This window comes from Agarivorans albus (assembly GCF_019670105.1).
GTDB classification, from domain to species: Bacteria; Pseudomonadota; Gammaproteobacteria; order Enterobacterales; family Celerinatantimonadaceae; genus Agarivorans; species Agarivorans albus.
This window is the reverse complement of record NZ_AP023032.1, coordinates 1,732,026-1,750,313: the sequence shown is the minus strand read 5'-3', so window position 1 is coordinate 1,750,313 and position 18,288 is coordinate 1,732,026. Positions and strand designations below refer to the sequence as shown.

Sequence of the window (18,288 nt, the reverse complement as noted above, 5' to 3'; positions counted from 1 at the left end):
GACGACAGTCGCCCAGTAATTAGAAAGAGACGGTGAAGCTTACAAACTACGCATGCGGCGTTTTATTTGTTTCTCGGCATCAGCCAAGGCTTCTTTCACATCTTTGCCTTCTTCTACTACCGCTGGTAACGCTTGCTCTAAAATAATCGCGCGGGCGATGTTATCGGCTTTAGAAGGTTTAATTGGCTTAATGTTTTCAGCAATTTCTGTCCACAATAGGCGAGCTTTTTGGCCACCTAAGAAAGGCATTTCTTCTTGGAACATTGGCGCGTCGTAAGAACTTTTTAATGCAGGGAAAGCAGCATTGGTTTTAAATTCGTACAACACGATGTCGCGGTTTTTAGTTAAGTATTCAACTAATTTGTAGGCTTCTTCTTTATTCTTGCTTTGCTCAGGGATCGCAAGGAATGTCCCCCCCCATGAACCGTAATTACCCGCAGGTAAACCACTTACGCCCCACTTACCGCCCGTATCAGGCGCGATCCAAGATTCTAGGAAACCCGCTAACCAAGCTCCCGAAAATTGAATAGCGAAATTGGCGTTTTTCAAGCCTTCGAACCACTCGGAGCTCCAGTCACCAATACGCGCATCAAGGCCTTTTTCACGCGCCATTTTGGCGTAAGTAAAGGCTTTAACAAAACGTTCGTTAGTTACAATTGGGTTATCATCTTTATCGAAGTAAATACTATTACCCGCTTCTACTTCGGTATTGATGATTGCTTGAGCGATAGAGCCAGCATGACCCACTAACGGAACACCTTTAGTTTTTAGCTCTTCGCCCCAAGCCATTAATGCGTCCCAATCTTTAGTAACGGCTTCAGGGTTGAAGCCTTTATCTTGCATGTGCTCACGGCGGTAATACATTACACCTGGGCCAACGTTTAGCGGCAACGCGTATTGCTCGCCATCAGCGCCTTTACCTTGTGCCCAAGCAAATGGAGCAAATTTGTTTTCATCCTGATCAGCGTTAAAAGCTTTGCTCATGTTGGCAAAGCCGCCTTGGTTAACAATGGCGCCAATCTTTTCTACATCGATACATACCACGTCGCCAGCACCATCGCCGGTAGCTAGAGCCGTGGTCAGTTTGTTGTGGTGGTCAACCCAGTTGTTAGACAGTACTTCAACTTTAATGCCTGGGTTGGCTTTGTAAAAATCGTCAATCTTTTCTACGGCGGTTTTATCGTGGTTTGGCCAACAATCGTAACGAATGGTTGTTTCTGCCTGTGCCGCCACGGTTGTGCCTGCTATAACTAGCGCTAAACTAAGCTTTTTGAGTTCCATTATTCAAATCCTTATGGGCGTCACTCAAACTGCTAAATTTGCACAGTAGGAGTGAACAACTAGATTGTTTTAACGGATTCGCGCTCCATCAGTTGAACATCAACCTCAAGGGCTAAATCCAGTTCTTCCTGTGCAATCAAACTTAACGCGCGTTTCGCAGCTAAGTTGCCGATACTTGCAACAGGTATCCTCATTGAGCTCATTTTGGGTTTAAGGAATTCATTCAGTGGCACATCCTCAAAACCAATCACTGAGACATCTTCAGGTACCGACAACCCGGCATGATTAAGCGCTTGAATTCCGCCAATCGCCATTTCGTCGTTACCATAAAAGACGGCGCTAAAGTGATGTTTAGCCGCTAACAACTTTTCAGTTGCTAGCTTTCCGCCAGGGACTTGAAAGTTAGATTCCAATACCAACTCAGGACGATAAGGAATTGCGAATTCCTCTAAAGCCTTGCGGTAACCGGTTAATCTATCTCTCGCGTCTTGATTACTTAAAGGTCCGGTGATGGTGGCAATATCACTATGCCCGTTAGCAATCAGGTGCTTGGTAGCCTGGTAAGCTCCACTGGTGTCGTCGAAGCGTATACACTGGCTGTCCAATTCTTCAATAAAGCGGGAAATCAATACTACTGGGCTTCCTGCTTGGTTAATCTTGATAATTTCTTCGTCCGATAAACAATCGGAATACACAATAATCGCGTCACATTGGCGCGAGACCATAAATTCCATAGCTGCACGCTCAGACTCATAAGTGCCATGCCCGCTAGTAACCATGCATTGATACCCAGCCTTGGTGAGAACTTCTTCCACCTCACACATGATGCTGCCAAAAAAGAAACCGCCTAAAGAGCGCACCATTAAACCAACACTTTGCGAACGCCCTTTTGCCAAGGCTTGAGAGAAATAGTTGGGCGCAAAACCCAACTCATCCATGGCTTGATTAACTCGCTCTCGCAACTCTGGTTTCACACCTGGGTAATCGTTTAATACCCGTGATACTGACGCACGAGATACCTTCGCCCTCGCGGCTACATCTTTAATGGTAACTTTCTTGTTATTCACAACGCTCTCCGTAAGCGGTTTCACAGCTAGCTCTAATAAGACCTTTATTTTCAGTCACTAGCAATTGCAGAACCGATTTCTATGGGTTTTGTCGTGAAAAATGTTAACGCTATCACTGTCGCTCTTCTACCACTTTATTGCTGCCAAAGTGGTAACGCATATTCCGGTAGACACAAATGTCTGTAATATCTAAAGGCGTGCCTTTAGGAACTGCGCGATAATTAGTCGATATACGATTTCCACCATGGATGGGCAGCACTCGATGCCAAGTATGGCCATGTAAGAAAATCAGGCTGCCTTTTTTCGGGCGCAGCACTAATTGCCCTGGTAACTCACCCTCTGGGTCTCCAATTGGAATTTCACCACGCAAATGAGAGCGAGGCACCACAACTACTTCACCACCTATGTCTTGGCGAATGTCCGAGGTGTAGATGAGGCGATTAATATTGAAACGTTTAGGGTCATCGGGGTCGCAGTCTTGGTGCCAGGCCTGCCCTACCGTACCTTGTTTAGAAAACATCACCATGCAGTAAAGTGTTTGGCTGTCTTCGCCTAACACGGCTTTTGAAAGTGCTTTGAAGTAAGGGTGCTGATCAACCTCGTTAAACAACAAGCAACCTTCATTTTGCGGAAACCAAGGAATCACTTCGGTTTTGGCACGATCTAAAAATTCATTGGTGTGCCAAAATTCTGGATCTACACCATAGTGCTCATTAATAGCATTGGTCATTTGGTCCATTAGCTGCATTGAAAAGAAGTCTTCAATAAGTAAGTAGCCATCTCGCCAGAACTGATCACTAAGTGCCTTAAGATCCATTTCTTCTCCAGTTTACCTTATTCCCTTAACCCAGAATCCGATTAAAAAACACAAAATGAAACCGGTTCCTGAAACTGGTTTCAGAATATTATTGATTATGAAAACAAACAAGTAATCTAAAAGAGAAATGAGATCTTGATCAGTAATAATTAACTAAACATTAACATTTATTTGAAGCTGATTAACGCAAAAAAAGCCCGCATTCTATGCGGGCAAACAAAGGCTATGCAATTGCTAATATAGCCAAGGAAGAGGAATGAAATAGATTCGACTAAGGCACCTCCTATTGTTGAACAAATTCGAACCAGTCAATGTTTCCTGGCGTGTTATAGTCACCACTTGCAGTAAATTCGATGGTAAGTAAGTGCTCACCTTGAGTTAGCGTTATTTCCTCAAGACTCACTACTTGGTAGGTTTCCCAGCTCTTAGTTGCCGGAATGTTTACTTGTTCGATGAGTCTTTCGCCATTTAATAGCACTTTGAAAGAGCCGGCTTTTTTCCCACCATGCCCCAGCCTAAAGTTAGCGGTATAAGTGCCTGTTTCAGCCACGCTAACCGAGTAATTCAACCACTCACCTTTGGCTGTCCAGCCAACTACGAAGCTTTCGGTCTCGGGATCTTTGCCAATATCAACAAGTTCATCTTCACGGAAGCGGATGCCCCATTCGTTCGCACCGTGGTTTATACCCGAACTATCTTTATAAGCTACACCCTCGCCTCCTTTATCGTACTCTTGTGCTTGAATGCGACCAGGAATTGCAGCAGGTTTATCGTGAAATGGGCTTGATTTAACCACCTTGGCTATTTCTGACTTAGCGGCTGTAGCTGCCGTTATTGCAACACTGGCTTCAGTCCAACCACTCAATTGATCAAAGCCGCCGTCTTCTTGGCGATAAATATACTTACCGTTGTCTAGGCGATTAAAGAATTGTTGCTTAATATATGGATTTACTTGCACTCTGGCATCACCCCATATGCCATCTTTACAGGTTAAGCCAAGCTTAACTGCGCGGGTGTTTTTAATGTCGCAACTCCAACCAGCAAATGACTCCCAATGCATGTTGATGTAAGACACTGCGCGAATTGATTGCTGATGACGTTCCAGAAAATCAAAGAACGGTTCATACCAATCTTGCCAAATTTGCTCGCCACTAACTTTTAGTAAGTTATTCACCGTGGTATCTGCATCGGGTTTGTACTCGCCACGTTCAATCCAATAGTATTTGGGGCTAGCTTCAGCAACAAAGATAGGTTTATCTTTTGCATTTAAGTAAGCGATGATGTTATCCAAAGCTAAACTATTGCCTTGCTCGTCAGCATCACTCAAGGAGCCAAAAGCAATCGGCAAACCACCAGCGGCATTTTTAGCTGTATCACTTAGGCAATCACGAGGTTGGGAAAAATATGAAAGCCCCAGCCAATCAACATGCTCATCGCCTGGGTACCAAGCGTCATAATCTAAGCCCTTAAAACTATTCTGAGTTTCGGTAAACACCGAGTTGTCCATAGATGCACAATAGCCAGCAATTTGCCAAACAGTAGTAATATTTTGCGCGTCGTTCTTGGCAATAGCAGCAGTGATAACCTTCCAAGCAGCTTTAAACTCCTCTGGGTGGTAGTTATTCCAGTAACCATCTACTTCATAGCCAATTCTAAGCATAATTGGCCTGTTCAAACCCTTTAGATGTTTTACTAAACGGTCTACATTATTGACGCTACGTGGGTGCCCCTCTGCTAACTTCTTATAGGTGTTTTTTAGCCACAAACCTATCGCCAATGTAGCGTTTGGGTAATCCTCAGCATAAGCAGGAATATCCAAAGACCCATGCGACTCAGGAAAAGCATTAAGCACACCGGTTAAGTCGGCCGAGGCGTAAGCGGTAACAGCAGCAGGCTGCACTCCTGTGTCAGCAACAAACTCAATAATAGTTTGTATGTCTTGGCCAATAAACATTAAGGTCTTACCCTGCGGAGGCAAAAACTGATGACGCTTGTACGATGTTACATCTAGATTAGGCTCAACCTTACTGGTTGCTCCGCACCCACCTAACAACGCCGCTAGAGAAACACCCAGTATTGCCGAGGTAGTTGTCCTTTTCTTCATATATCGCTCTTCCATAAAGTTCTCGTAATAACGCTTTTACTTTACCACTCAAACTAATTAAAACCGTGAACTCAAACACACAAATGAAACCGGTTTCAGACAAGTGTTACTTAAAAGTAAAATCATCGAACTATAAATAAAGGAGCGAGCTTTTGTGGCAGAAAGTGAGAAGGCAGTTGCTAATTTCAGATTGTCATTGGAAATTTAATAAATATAAAACAGACACTTATAATAAAAATACAGAATAAGCACCACTCGACAATGCCATATATAGCAAACAAACAAGGTCATTTCGAGCAACACTCTAAAGCCTAACGCTTAGCCACTAGGCCTAAAATATCATCGCTCTACTATTCATTTGCGCTCGCACCAAACTCGAAGTTAATATTTTGTTATTCAAGCTTTTAAAAATCATATTTGCTCGTGATTGTTACAAGCAATCTGGAATAGCGTAGTAAAGAATAAGCCCCCACAATAAGCAATTAACCATAAACCATTGATTAAATTGATTAAGATATCCAATAGAACACTGTAAAGTTGAAGCATAATCTAATTGGCGAGCTAAAAACCGCCCTACATCACATGTTAACGCTACCATCCAAAATCGCTTATTTTTGCCCTAACGCTCCGCATAGTTAACAAAAATTTACTTTTGCTTATGAATTTTAAAAATCGAAATAGAACTGTGATCCACACATCATTGAAACCGGTATCATTGTGACGAAGTTCAAAATAAAACCGGTTTCAGATCCCTATAATCGAATCGTCTTTTGGCAAAACAGCGATGTTTAAGGAAGCCCAATGAAGACATACGGAAATATATTTAGGGAGTTAAATTAAAATGAAAATTAAAGCACTATCTGTTGCATGTTCAATGGCACTTGCAGCTAGCGCAGTTAGCACAACTGTTGCAGCTGAAGAAGGATTCGAATTCCACGGATACTTCCGCTCTGGCGCGCTATTTACCGGCTCAACTGGCGGCAACCAAGCACTTTACCCTGCATCTAAAGAAAGCTTAGGTCGCTTAGGTATTGAAAGTGATGACTTCTACGAGCTAGCGTTTAACAAAACGTGGGCCCTAGACAACGGTCAAAAAATTGCTATCAAAACGCGTTTAGGTCAGCACAACACTGGCGAAGATGCATTTGAAGCTCAGCAGAACTACTCGATTAACGGTTCAGCTACTGGCTTACTAGAGGGATTTGTAGAGTTTGAAGGCTTAACAAACACCGGCAAAATGTGGGGTGGTCAGCGCTACTACGGCCGTGATAACTACATCTTCATGACTGACTTTTTCTACACAGATTGGTCGGGCACGGGTTTGGGTGTTCAGCAAATGGAACTAGGCGGCGGTAAGTGGGATTTTGCTTACTTAGCGAGTAACCGCCCCGATGACAACGGCTATGGCAGCGACGAAAGCGCCCCACTTCACTTAGGCCACGCTCGTGCCGATTACGGCAACTGGCGTGTAGAGTTAGTGGGTAAATACATGGCTGACAACGTGTCTCGCAGTGATGACGGAAATGGCAATATTACTGTTTCTGAGTTTGCCACTAATGGTATTGAAGCGCATGTTCAATACACACCAAAAGACTTCTTCTGGTTGGGCAATGGTTTCTCAAAAATCTCTGTTCAAGCCGGTTCAGGCCTAGGTGCTAGTAGCATGCTTGGTAAGTCATTCACTAACTACAACGGCTATGCGCCAGGCAGCGCTGGTAAAGGCCCTGTTGGCATGGCTCACGTAGATAAAGGTGATAAATCTTACCGCGCTTTAGCTTATGGTGGCTGGTTTGGCAGCAGCGTTATGATCTTCCCGTCTGTACAAATGCAGTATGACGATTTAGATAATGGCAACAAGAGCTTATGGTGGTCAGCAATGGCTCGCCCTGTGTTCTTGATCAACTCTATCGACAATTTCACCATTGCTACTGAATTTGGTTACACAGAAACAGACGTAGAAGGCTCAGGCGGTAACACTTTGTTTGAATCTTCACAGTACAAAGCAACCATAGCTCCTACTTGGGTAATTGGTACTGGTACTGGCCCTGCTCCTGAGATCCGCTTGTTAGCAAGTTACATCGACGGTAAGACAAATGGCCAAGATAATACCAATGCAAATGGTGAGCAAAAAGGTGAGTTTGTTTACGGTGTTCAAGCGGACATGTGGTGGTAGAAACGAGCCCTTAGGAAGAAGTGATTGGAGTTAGTGTGGCACCAACTTCAAACACTCCGGTAAAACTTCGGGTGATGACGAAGCTTTACTAACCCTAATAGGCAAGGTGAAATATTTGTGGCGAATACTCACCTTGCCTACTTTACGCTAAGCCTTTGTGAATTAGCAATAACTTAGTCAACAAACAGCAACAAGATAAAACAAAAACAACAAATAAAGGTGAAGGCAATGATCTTTGCTTAGCAACAAGGAAGATATGATGAAAAAGTTACTAGTAATAACTATGGTTGCGTTAACAGCGGCCTGTAGTAGTAATAAGAGTATGATTATTGATTATGGTGCTGCTGACGCAAAAACTGTACAGAAAATAGATCCCAGCATTGGTTACCAAGCCTTAGAGCAAGCGCCTGTTTGTTGCTCTAACTTGTCACAGCTCAATTACCAAAAAATATCGGCGCCAGGTAAAGTTGACTTTACCCTTACTACTCAAGATCCCGCTTTTCAGTTCAGAACAGGTAAATCCTTTGTTAAAGCCATTGAATTACCAGAAGTAAATGGCCCCATTAAGGTTGCGGTATCTTCCCCCATTGTTACCAGTGTTTTTGCTCCTACCCTATTAGTACTCGACAAAAACTTCGACCCCATTGATGTTTACGGGGAAGAAACTATCAATTACGAGAACGGCTCGCTATTAAGTATTGACCGTTTTTTTGGCAATGTGGAATTACCCGCAGTGTTTCGAGATGGGAGACAAGCTAAGTACCTAGTGGTGCTTACAACAGACCAAGCGATGCAACAAACCACTAAACTCGACCCACCCGATCCAAAAGCAGTGGAGTTAGGTAGAGAGGCCGATGTAGTAAAAATGTACAGCAACCAACCCATTGCCCACACAGCTACCGGTGTATTCCGCTTAGCCTTCGATTACGCACCAGGGGCTGCTAGCTCAGCTAATGACATGGTTGAACAGCAAAGCTCTACAGACGCATTAATTTCAGAGCCTGCTGCAGCCAGCACTGCAAGCGCTGTTGCAGTAAGTTCAGCAAAAATCAAAACCAGCCCTATACAACCAGAAACCGAAGCAATGTTTAATCAACTTATCGAAAATGCGGTAAAAGCCAGTGACTTTGATAAAGCGTTAAGCTTTGTGGAAGAAGCAGAGCGTGCAGGTTCAACCTCAGCCCGCGATGCCTTGGTTGAAGCAATGAAAAAGCATCACTAGCGATAGCTTTAAATTTTACATCAGAAGAGAGCTACGGCTCTCTTTTGTATTTGGAGGTGCGTTGAGGCAGCTAACTCCCGACACAAACGTTTAAACTTCGATAAACGTTAATTACAAGGAGCCTTACCACTGTAAACAAGGCTTTAGATAATGGTCGATGATAAGCCAAGCTTAACAGCCGAACTCCCGACACCAACACTCAAAATTCAATAAACACCAAATACAAAAAAGCCCCGTCATTGCTGACGAGGCTTCATGTAGTGGTCGTGATGAGCCAAGCTTAACAGCCGAACTCCCGACACCAATACTCAAAATTCAATAAACACCAAATACAAAAAAGCCCCGTCATTACTGACGAGGCTTCATGTAGTGGTCGGTGATGAGCCAAGCTTAATAGGCGAACTCCCGACACAAACACTCAAAATTCAATAAACGCCAAATACAAAAAAGCCCCGTCATTACTGACGGGGCTTCATGTAGTGGTCGGTGATGAGAGATTCGAACTCCCGACCCTCTGGTCCCAAACCAGATGCGCTACCAAGCTGCGCTAATCACCGAAATTTGACTTGGTATGTTTACCAGACTCTCTGGTCCCGCTCTTTATGAGCTTCGCGACGATGCACTACCAAGTTGCGCTAATCACCGAAAACTAGTTGGTATTTTTAAGCGTTACCTACGCTTACACCAATAATGGTGCGGAAGGAGAGACTTGAACTCTCACACCTTGCGATACTAGAACCTAAATCTAGCGCGTCTACCAATTCCGCCACTTCCGCAAAACTATTTTCGCAACACTGCTATGGCAATGTAGTCGAATAATGGGGTGAGTAATGGGATTTGAACCCACGACAACCGGAATCACAATCCGGGGCTCTACCAACTGAGCTATACCCACCACAAACTTTTATGCTACTAGAGCATGTATTTGGCGCACCCTGTAGGACTCGAACCTACTACCTACGGCTTAGAAGGCCGTTGCTCTATCCAGATGAGCTAAGGGCGCATCTTTAGCGTCAAATAACCCAGTATAAACACTAGGCTTCAAAAATTTGGTCGGTGATGAGAGATTCGAACTCCCGACCCTCTGGTCCCAAACCAGATGCGCTACCAAGCTGCGCTAATCACCGATTGCTTTGATATTTTAGAAGGCTATACCCTCTGGTCCCGCTCTTTATGAGCTTCGCGGCGATGCGCTATCAAACTACGCTATTCACCGATTTGTTTAAAGCACTGATTGTGCCCTTCAACGGAGGCGAATACTACCCACTTGATTGGTCAGCGTCAAACAGTTTTTTACTGATATTTACCGATTGGTTACAGCATAGCCAAAATGGGTGAATTTCAACAATATCTAGCGCTATTTATCAGCAAACAAACAGCATGTGCCAATCAACAAGCTTTGCACTTCCACATTTGAAACGTAGGCACTGTTTATTTGGATCATTGTTATTTATTAATCCAAATCAATAGTTAACTACGACTAAAGTAGTAGTCTCGTGCTGGTTATTTAAACACAGAATGTTTTTTACGATTGGAATGGAATCTCATGAGTGAAGTTGCGTTATCCATCTTAGTGCTATCAGCAGTGGCTGTTATAGGCCTATGGTTTGGTGGGATAAAGGTTCGTGGTGTTGGCTTAGGTATAGGCGGCGTATTGTTTGGAGGCCTATTTGTTGGCCACTTCATCAAACAATTTGGCTGGCACCTTGATCCACACGCACTACATTTTATCAAAGAGTTTGGCCTTATCTTATTTGTTTACACCATTGGTATCCAAGTAGGTCCAGGTTTTTTTGCCTCACTTAAAGCAAGCGGCTTACGATTAAACCTACTAGCCGTTGGCATAGTCGTATTGGGCGGCGTTACTGCAGTTGCACTTCATTTTATTTTCGACCTGCCTTTAAACGTATTTTTAGGCATATACAGCGGCGCGGTTACCAATACCCCCTCTCTAGCAGCTGGTCAGCAAATTCTACAAGAACTAGGTATGGCTACAGAAGAAACCACCGTACTCGGTTTAGGTTATGCAATGGCTTACCCCTTTGGCATTTTAGGCATCTTGCTCACTATGTGGATCATCCGCCTTGCCTTTCGCGTTGATATCGAAAAAGAAGCAGAAGACTTCGATAATGCCAAAGGTAAAAAGAAACAAAGCCTACTCGATATAAACGTTATTATTGAAAACCCCAACCTAAATGGCATTGCTTTCTCAGAGTTGAGTAAACTGATTGGCGAAGATGTGATTTGTTCGCGAGTAAAATCAGATGGCGAACTAAAAGTACCTGGTGCCGATATGCTGATGCACCTAGGCGACTACCTGCACTTGGTTGGACCCGACCGCAATAAACTAGAACAAGCCACCTTAATTATTGGCCAAGAGATTAATGAATCTCTTTCTACTAAAGGGACCTTGCTTCGCAGCGAGCGGGTTGTAGTCACCGAGGAGCGGATTTTAGGTAAAAAACTCAGCGAGTTAGATTTAAAACATAGCTTCGACGTAATTATCTCGCGTCTAAACCGTGCCGGTGTTGAGCTAGTCGCTAACAAAGACACCATTTTACAGTTTGGCGATATTCTTAATATCGTAGGCCCTAGCCAAGACATTGAAAAAGTAGCCAAAAGCTTAGGCAACGTGCGTAGCAAGTTACAGCATGTGCAAATGCTGCCTATTTTCATTGGTATTGGCTTAGGTGTTTTACTTGGTTCTTTACCTTTAGCAATTCCAAGCTTGCCGGCTCCTCTTAAGCTTGGCTTAGCTGGAGGCCCACTTATTGTGGCAATTATTCTTGCGAGAATTGGCAGTATTGGCCGCCTTTACTGGTTTATGCCACCAAGTGCCAACTTAGCACTTAGAGAGATAGGAATTGTGCTATTTTTGGCGGTTGTAGGTATTAACTCGGGTGCTAACTTCATTGAAACTTTAGTCGAGGGCGATGGCCTTAGCTGGATGTTCTATGGCGCTTTTATAACCCTTATTCCCCTGCTTATTATTGGCTTTATTGGGCGTTACGTTCTAAAAGTGAATTACTTAAGCCTATGTGGTTTGATGGCAGGTTCGATGACCGATCCACCAGCGTTGGCATTTGCTAACTCTATTCACAGTACCAGCGGTGCCTCGGCCTTAGCCTACGCTACGGTGTACCCTTTGGTAATGTGTTTACGGATTTTATCACCGCAAGTAATCGCTGTATTACTCTGGGTTGCTGCTTAGTTATATAAAGGCCTGCGCAAGCAGGCTTTTGCTTTATCCGCTTTATAAATTCCCCCGTTTCACTCATTTTCTTTTTAAAACCCTCCTTTTTGCTAAAAAAAAGATCTGACATTTATTCGCCTATCATGCCAAAATAGCGCCCTCTAGCATGGTCAATCACTCGTTAAAGAAGAATCAATGTCTGCACAAATAATTGATGGAAAAAAAATCGCTCAACAAGTTCAAGATCAAGTTGCTGAGCGTGTTAAGCAAAGAGTCGCTGAAGGGAAACGTGCTCCAGGTTTAGCCGTGATTTTAGTAGGCGATAACCCAGCCTCTCAAGTTTATGTAGGCAGCAAACGCCGCGTATGTGAAGCCGTTGGCTTTATTTCGAAGTCTATCGACTTAGATGACAACACTGATGAGCAAACGCTATTAGCCGAAATTGACAAACTTAACGATGACCCACTAATCGACGGAATCTTAGTGCAATTGCCTTTACCCGAAGGTATCGATGAAACCAAAGTGGTTGAGCGTATTCGCCCAGACAAAGATGTAGATGGTTTTCATCCTTATAACATTGGTCGATTAGCTCAACGTATTCCAGCACTGCGCCCATGTACTCCCAAAGGCATTATTACCCTTATTGAATCAACCGGTGTCAGCCCTTACGGCCTAGAAGCCGTGGTTGTTGGTGCCTCGAACATTGTTGGCCGACCAATGACCTTAGAGTTATTGCTAGCCGGCTGCACTACCACCACTTGTCACCGTTTCACTAAAGACCTAGAAGCGCATGTGCGTCGCGCCGATTTAGTAGTTGTTGCAGTAGGTAAACCGCAATTTATTCCTGGCGAATGGATTAAACCCGGAGCAATGGTGATCGATGTAGGCATTAACCGCTTAGACAACGGTAAACTAGCTGGTGATGTTGAATATGAAGTTGCTCGTCAAAATGCCGCGTTTATTACGCCAGTACCTGGTGGAGTTGGCCCAATGACAGTGGCAACACTTATTCAAAACACCTTAGAAGCCTGTGAAGAGTTCCACGACAAATAGTCGGTTGGGCGAATACTCAGATCAAGTATTCGCCATTTTCACTGCAACTTAATCAAAAGTAAGCTAATTTTAACAAAGGGACTAGATTAGGATTACTTATGCTCCACCGTTACTTATTATTGCTGTGTTTAACCTTACCTTTTGCCGCTCGTGCAGAAAACATTAGCTTTGTAACGGAAAACCTGCGCCCTTTTAACTATGTAGAAGATGCTCACCTAACCGGTATTTCTGTAGAGCTACTGCGTTTAGTGTGGCAAGAGATGGGCGAAGATCCTCAGCCTATTAAAGTGCAAACCTGGGAAAAAGCCTACTACTTGCTACAGCATCGCCCCAATATGGCATTGTTTCTTACCATGCGTAGCCCCCGTAGAGAACACATGTTTCACTGGGCCTGCCCCATAACTACCTCCAATATTAAACTCATCGCTTTAAAGTCACGCGCTATCAAAATTGACCAAATTGGGCCAAATTCAAAACTCCTATTTGGCGCTATGAAGGCCGGCGTTGGCGAACAGCTCTTGCTCTATAAAGGCGTTGAATTTGAGCAGATATCACTTACTGAAGACTTAGAAAAAGCCTTACGCATGTTAAAGCGCGAGCGTGTTGATGTTATTGCTTCTGAACCCGAGGTCGTCGAGCAAACCGCTAAAGCCTTAGGATTTGAAAGTGAGCTATTTGAACCTGTTCATCAGCTGGGTAAGTTAGAGGGTTGTTATGCATTTAGCCAAGGGACTGACCCAGATTATTTGCAACGCTTTAGAGCCGCACTAAGCAAAGTGACCTCTGGCGAGCAATATCAAAGCTTATTAAAGAAATACAAGATGTAAAAAAGGCAGCCTAGGCTGCCTTTTTGTTATCTGTAAACCTTGCTTAGGCTTTACGCCAAGTGGTGCCTGCCGCACCGTCTTCCAACACAATACCCATTTCGGTTAGGCGATTACGTGCAATGTCTGCTGCAGCCCAATCTTTATCAGCTCGCGCTTGATTACGCGCAGCAATCAAAGCCTCAATCTCAGCCACTTCACTATCGTGCTCACCTTGCAAAAAGGTTTCTACATCTTGTGTCAAAATGCCAAGCACCGCGCTAAGTTCTATCAACAAGCTAGCATACTGGCCGGCTAACATTGCATTGCTGTCTTTAACCCGGTTAATTTCTTTTGCTAACTCGAATAAAACAGGCAAGGCTTCTGGTGTATTAAAATCGTCATCCATCGCAGCCTTAAACGGTTCACGATAAGCACCTGCTACTTGTTCGTCTACAGCTACCAGCTCAATACCACGCAAGGCAGTATACAAACGCTCAAGAGCCGAGCGAGATTGCTTTAAGTTGTCTTCAGAGTAATTTAACTGGCTGCGGTAATGGCCAGACAACAAGAAGTAACGCACTGTTTCAGGATCATACACTTCTAACACATCTTTGATGGTGAAGAAGTTACCTAAAGACTTAGACATTTTCTCTTTGTTTACCTGAACCATGCCAGAGTGCATCCAGTAGTTCACGTAATTGGTTTTATGGGCGCAGCAAGATTGAGCAATTTCGTTTTCATGGTGTGGGAAGGCTAAATCTGAACCGCCACCGTGAATATCAAATACATCCCCTAAGTGCTTCATATTCATTGCTGAACATTCAATGTGCCAGCCAGGGCGACCTTTACCCCATGGAGAATCCCACATAGGCTCACCAGGTTTGGCACTTTTCCACAACACAAAATCAAGAGGATTACGCTTGTCTTCTTCTACTTCTACTCGCGCGCCTGCTTGTAGCATGTCTAAGTTTTGTAAGCTCAGCTTGCCGTAATCGGCGAAGGTGCTTACTTCAAACAGTACATCACCACTATCGGCAACATAAGCATGGCCGTTAGCAATCAGCTTTTCTATCACTTCAATGATTTCTGGCATATGCGTTGTTACCCGAGGCTCAATATCAGGGCGCAGCATATTCAGTGCATCAAAGTCAGCATGCATTGCTTTAGTAAAACGCTCGGTTAAGGCATCACAGCTTTCGCCGTTTTCAGCAGCACGTTTAATAATTTTGTCGTCTACGTCGGTAATGTTGCGAACAAAATTTAGCTCGTACCCCGACCAACGTAAGTAGCGAGCAACCGTATCAAAAGCAACAAACGTACGCGCGTGGCCAATGTGACAGTAGTCGTAAATGGTAACTCCACAAACATACATACCCACTTTCCCTTCTACTAAGGGCTTAAACGCTTGTTTCTTGCGGGTTAAAGTATTGTATATCTGTAACATCAAATTGGTTTCCTGTTCCATTTACTGACTATTGCTAAGGTTGGCTATTCTAACACTGCGCCTGAGGAAAAACAGCCGAATTAAGCGCTGTGACTAGTCAGTAGACATGGGAAAGTTTAGAATCGGTGCACTTACCAAAAAAGGGTGAAACAATGGTTACTTTACATACAAATTTTGGCGACATCGTGGTTAAACTAAACACCGCTGAAGCGCCTGAAACAGCTGCTAACTTCATTGCTTATGCAAAAGATGGATTTTACAACGACACTATCTTCCACCGCGTAATCGATGGCTTTATGGTTCAAGGCGGTGGCTTTGCATCTGGCATGGAAGAGAAAGAAACCAAAGCGCCAATTAAAAACGAGGCGAACAACGGTTTATCTAACAAAACTGGCACCTTGGCAATGGCTCGCACCATGGATCCTCACTCAGCTTCTGCCCAGTTTTTCATCAACGTGAATGACAACACCTTCCTAGACTTTAAAGCAGAGACCACCGAAGGATGGGGTTACTGCGTATTTGGAGAAGTCGTTGAAGGCATGGATGTAGTTAACAAAATCAAAGGCGTAGACACTGGTAACTTTGGTTATGTTCACTCAGACGTTCCTTTAGAAGAAGTACTAATCACTTCTGTAAGTGTTGCGGAATAAGCTTACGTGCACACCTATTTCATTTCAGATTTACATCTAAGTGAAGATCGGCCTGACATTATTCAGGCCTTTCTCGACTTTTTGCAGCAACAAGCCCCTAAGGCCGAAGCCCTCTACATTTTGGGCGACTTATTCGAGTTTTGGATTGGTGATGACGATAAAACACCGGTGGCCAAGCAAGTAGAACAAGCGTTAAAAGCTTTGTCTGATAAAGGTGTGCCAAGTTACTTTATTCATGGTAACCGAGACTTTATGGTAGGCAAAGCTTACGCACAATGCTGCGGCATGACCTTGCTTGAAGAAGAAACATTGGTAGATCTTTACGGTCATAAAGTCTTAATTTTGCATGGCGATACCTTATGCACTGACGATGTAGGTTATCAAGAGTACCGCGAGGTAACTCAAAAGCTTTGGCTTAGGCGCTTATTTTTATTGCTGCCTCTATTTGTTCGGCAAAAAATTGCCAACAAAATCCGCAGTAAAAGTAAACAAGCCAACACCAGCAAATCGCTTGGCATTATGGATGTTAACCAACAAGCCGTTGAACAACGCTTTGAAGGTCAGGCTATCGACTACATGATCCACGGTCATACCCACCGACCAGATATCCACTCTATTGAGCAAACCAATAATACAATCAAGTATCGGGTAGTACTTGGAGATTGGTACCAACAAATGAGTGTATTAAAAATTGATCGAAACGGATTAGAACTTAGCGCTAAAGGTCAGCTACAGAAGCTTGAGCTTGGTCAATAATTTAAACATTAAGTACTAGCACTTTGCTTAGGTAAATTGTTAATAAACCAAGCCAAGCACTTGAATACTCTACTCTTACCCAAATTCTCAGCAGAATCGTTTAATTAATAAACTACTTGACGATTTCATAGACATCGCGCATAACTTAATCATTAATGTTGCATTAATGTTAATTTTAGCGAGGACGCGCCTATGTTATTTAGTCATGTTTGGGGACTAGCTTCACATACAAAAGAAGAATGGCAAGACATTGACAAGCACCACGAAGGGATCGGAGCGAGCTTGTCGCACTTATTACTTATGGCACTTATTCCTGCCATTTGTGGTTACTTTTCTACCGTACACATTGGTTGGAAGGTGGGAGCAAATAGCTTTTCATTAACCAGCGACAGTGCGATTTTCATGTCTGTGGCTATGTATGCAGCCATGGTTACCGTAGTGTTGTGCTTAGCTTATGCAGCGCTTTGGATGGCAAAAACGTTTAATACCGATACCACCTACCAGCAAACCCTAGAGCTATCTGCTTACGTAGCCACGCCAATTTATATGGTGGGTTTCGCCGCGCTTTATCCAGAACCTTGGTTTGTTATGGTTGCCGGCTTAGTTGGAGTTACTTACGCCGTATATTTGCTGTACACGGGTGTGCCTATCATTATGCACATCCCAGAAGAGCGAGGCTTCATCTTTGCCAGTAGCCTAGTTACTGTAGGCTTGGTGATGTTAGTGACCGTGCTCATCTCAACTGTTATTTTATGGTCTAGCGGCGCAGGCCCCATCTTTGCGAACTGACGCAAGGCCAAAACAAAAAAAAGCTCGCAACTAAGCGAGCTTTTTTATTGGCTAAAGGGCTATTTTAAACGCCTTCTTTTTGCCGCTTGGCTTTGCGTGCGAGAGCGGTGTTTACGCACAGACTTTCTAATACGCTGAGTACTACGAACACGATCTTCAACCTTGATAATCGTATTCTCTTCTTTATTTAGCTGTACCAACTTACGCAAGTAGTTTACCTGATCTAAGGGCATTTCTTGCCAGCCGCTGCGTGGTAAACCTTTAGGTAAAGGAATAAGCCCATAACGAACCCGAATCAAACGGCTCACTTGCATGCCTTGAGATTCCCACATTCTGCGCACTTCGCGATTACGACCCTCGCTTAGTGTCACGGAGTACCACTGATTAATACCCTCGCCGCCTTGGCGCTTAACCGTGGTAAATGCAGCACGGCCATCTTCTAATTCAACACCGGTGCGTAAGTTACGAATTACTTCGTCATCTACATCACCAAATACCCGCACCGCGTATTCTCGCTCAACTTCGAAACTTGGATGCATCAAACGGTTAGCCAACTCGCCATCGGTAGTAAATAACAATAAACCAGAGGTATTGATATCTAATCGACCTACCGCAATCCAGCGACCATGTTGCAAACGTGGTAAACGGTCAAATACGGTTTCTCGCCCTTCTGGGTCATTGCGAGAACAGATTTCACCTTCCGACTTATGGTACGCCAATACACGACAAATGGTGTCTTCGACTTTTTGGATGTCGATGATGCGGCCATCCACCCTTACTTCAACCCCTTCTTCGATGCGATCACCTAAAGTGGCAATACTCCCATCTACGCTTACTCTCCCTGCGTCAATTACAGCTTCCATCTCACGACGTGAGCCTAAACCGCTGCGGGCCAGGACTTTTTGAAGTTTTTCACTCATATTTCTTATCCGG

General features: G+C 43.9%; 15 protein-coding genes and 5 tRNA genes. 9 read left to right on the top strand and 11 right to left on the bottom strand.

Annotation, left to right across the window (positions count from 1 at the left end):
- Positions 1-39 precede the first annotated feature (39 nt).
- From K5620_RS08065 to K5620_RS08050, 4 genes are all read right to left on the bottom strand, one after another.
- A complete protein-coding gene (locus K5620_RS08065; RefSeq protein ID WP_016400669.1) occupies positions 40-1,281 on the bottom strand; it encodes an ABC transporter substrate-binding protein in 1,242 nt (413 codons plus the stop codon).
- A gap of 59 nt (positions 1,282-1,340) precedes the next feature.
- Positions 1,341-2,348 (bottom strand): LacI family DNA-binding transcriptional regulator, encoded by a 1,008-nt coding sequence (locus K5620_RS08060; protein WP_016400670.1) that lies wholly within the window; start codon positions 2,346-2,348, stop codon positions 1,341-1,343.
- A gap of 112 nt (positions 2,349-2,460) precedes the next feature.
- Complete coding sequence (locus K5620_RS08055) at positions 2,461-3,165, bottom strand: phytanoyl-CoA dioxygenase family protein (RefSeq protein WP_016400671.1); 705 nt, start codon at positions 3,163-3,165, stop codon at positions 2,461-2,463.
- Positions 3,166-3,448: 283 nt separating this feature from the next.
- A complete protein-coding gene (locus K5620_RS08050; protein WP_016400672.1) occupies positions 3,449-5,269 on the bottom strand; it encodes a carbohydrate-binding protein in 1,821 nt (606 codons plus the stop codon).
- A gap of 841 nt (positions 5,270-6,110) precedes the next feature.
- Between K5620_RS08050 and K5620_RS08045 the strand changes: the two genes are divergently transcribed.
- Both K5620_RS08045 and K5620_RS08040 read left to right on the top strand, forming a co-directional pair.
- Positions 6,111-7,442, top strand: a complete 1,332-nt coding sequence (locus tag K5620_RS08045; RefSeq protein ID WP_016400674.1) for a carbohydrate porin — start codon at positions 6,111-6,113, stop codon at positions 7,440-7,442.
- 256 nt (positions 7,443-7,698) lie between these two features.
- A complete protein-coding gene (locus K5620_RS08040) occupies positions 7,699-8,664 on the top strand; it encodes a MalM family protein (protein ID WP_246612318.1) in 966 nt (321 codons plus the stop codon).
- Between the two features lie 480 nt (positions 8,665-9,144).
- Here K5620_RS08040 and K5620_RS08035 read toward each other — a convergent pair.
- The 5 genes from K5620_RS08035 to K5620_RS08015 all read right to left on the bottom strand — a co-directional run bounded on the left by K5620_RS08035 (position 9,145) and on the right by K5620_RS08015 (position 9,791).
- A tRNA-Pro gene (locus K5620_RS08035) sits at positions 9,145-9,221 on the bottom strand.
- 134 nt (positions 9,222-9,355) lie between these two features.
- Positions 9,356-9,440 (bottom strand) — tRNA-Leu (locus K5620_RS08030).
- A gap of 43 nt (positions 9,441-9,483) precedes the next feature.
- Positions 9,484-9,559: transfer RNA gene (locus K5620_RS08025), tRNA-His, on the bottom strand.
- A 31-nt stretch (positions 9,560-9,590) separates the two neighbouring features.
- Positions 9,591-9,667, bottom strand: a tRNA-Arg gene (locus K5620_RS08020).
- A 47-nt stretch (positions 9,668-9,714) separates the two neighbouring features.
- Positions 9,715-9,791, bottom strand: a tRNA-Pro gene (locus tag K5620_RS08015).
- A 46-nt stretch (positions 9,792-9,837) separates the two neighbouring features.
- Here K5620_RS08015 and K5620_RS08010 point away from each other — a divergent pair.
- From K5620_RS08010 to K5620_RS07995, 4 genes are all read left to right on the top strand, one after another.
- The gene (locus K5620_RS08010; RefSeq protein ID WP_215426346.1) at positions 9,838-10,002 is read left to right on the top strand and encodes a hypothetical protein; all 165 of its coding nucleotides are present in this window, start codon (positions 9,838-9,840) and stop codon (positions 10,000-10,002) included.
- A 208-nt stretch (positions 10,003-10,210) separates the two neighbouring features.
- On the top strand, positions 10,211-11,875 hold the full coding sequence (locus tag K5620_RS08005; RefSeq protein ID WP_016400677.1) for a putative transporter: 1,665 nt from the start codon (positions 10,211-10,213) through the stop codon (positions 11,873-11,875).
- Positions 11,876-12,052: 177 nt separating this feature from the next.
- Positions 12,053-12,910, top strand: coding sequence for a bifunctional methylenetetrahydrofolate dehydrogenase/methenyltetrahydrofolate cyclohydrolase FolD (folD, locus tag K5620_RS08000; protein WP_016400678.1), 858 nt, complete (start codon positions 12,053-12,055; stop codon positions 12,908-12,910).
- 98 nt (positions 12,911-13,008) lie between these two features.
- The gene (locus K5620_RS07995; RefSeq protein WP_016400679.1) at positions 13,009-13,737 is read left to right on the top strand and encodes a substrate-binding periplasmic protein; all 729 of its coding nucleotides are present in this window, start codon (positions 13,009-13,011) and stop codon (positions 13,735-13,737) included.
- Between the two features lie 43 nt (positions 13,738-13,780).
- On the opposite strand, the gene cysS is transcribed toward K5620_RS07995, so the two are convergent.
- Entirely contained in the window at positions 13,781-15,160 is a 1,380-nt protein-coding gene (gene cysS, locus K5620_RS07990; protein ID WP_016400680.1) for a cysteine--tRNA ligase, read from the bottom strand.
- Positions 15,161-15,312: 152 nt separating this feature from the next.
- On the opposite strand from cysS, the gene K5620_RS07985 reads away from it, so the two are divergent.
- From K5620_RS07985 to K5620_RS07975, 3 genes are all read left to right on the top strand, one after another.
- Positions 15,313-15,810 (top strand): peptidylprolyl isomerase, encoded by a 498-nt coding sequence (locus tag K5620_RS07985; RefSeq protein ID WP_016400681.1) that lies wholly within the window; start codon positions 15,313-15,315, stop codon positions 15,808-15,810.
- Between the two features lie 6 nt (positions 15,811-15,816).
- Entirely contained in the window at positions 15,817-16,566 is a 750-nt protein-coding gene (locus K5620_RS07980; protein WP_016400682.1) for a UDP-2,3-diacylglucosamine diphosphatase, read from the top strand.
- Between the two features lie 192 nt (positions 16,567-16,758).
- Complete coding sequence (locus K5620_RS07975) at positions 16,759-17,355, top strand: Yip1 family protein (RefSeq protein ID WP_016400683.1); 597 nt, start codon at positions 16,759-16,761, stop codon at positions 17,353-17,355.
- A 59-nt stretch (positions 17,356-17,414) separates the two neighbouring features.
- Here the strand turns inward: K5620_RS07975 and rluB are convergent, their stop codons facing one another.
- Positions 17,415-18,275 carry a 23S rRNA pseudouridine(2605) synthase RluB gene (rluB, locus tag K5620_RS07970; RefSeq protein ID WP_040306893.1) on the bottom strand — a complete coding sequence of 287 codons (861 nt, stop codon included), beginning with the start codon at positions 18,273-18,275 and terminating at the stop codon, positions 17,415-17,417.
- Positions 18,276-18,288: the final 13 nt, after the last annotated feature.